Below are 370 nucleotides of genomic sequence, written 5' to 3' on the forward strand. Positions count from 1 at the left end.
TTCATCTCCAGCTGACGCTGGTTGCCGATAACAGCCGCTGCCTGCTGGGATAGTGCCTGGTGCTGCTTTTGCGCCTCTGCGATGGCCTGTTCGATCTGAATCTTCGGATCGGCGTTTTCTTCGATCTTGTTGTCGAAGAGCGTCATCAGGTACTTCCATGCCTTCACGAACGGATTGGCCATGAGCTATTGCTCCTTCATTGAGAGGTAAAAACGGGCTAAAAATATTTCTTTTGCGCGGATAATACTACCAAGAATCCTCCGCGCACCCCTGCACTTAGGCTCGTTCGACGGCGCCTGCCGCCATGTTCGCAGCCAGCTCGGCAGCTGCCGCATCCAGAGCCATCATCGACGCAGCTTCCAGGATCACC

At 54.9% G+C, this 370-nt stretch carries 1 protein-coding gene; it reads right to left on the bottom strand.

Going from position 1 to position 370, the window contains the following annotated elements:
* Positions 1-182: PspA/IM30 family protein (locus tag CYJ76_RS11570; protein ID WP_180802303.1), on the bottom strand; the 182-nt coding region annotated here is incomplete at its 3' end.
* Between the last annotated feature and the right edge of the window lie 188 nt (positions 183-370).

It is taken from the genome of Kytococcus schroeteri, from assembly GCF_002847825.1.
Taxonomy (GTDB): Bacteria; Actinomycetota; Actinomycetes; order Actinomycetales; family Dermatophilaceae; genus Kytococcus; species Kytococcus schroeteri.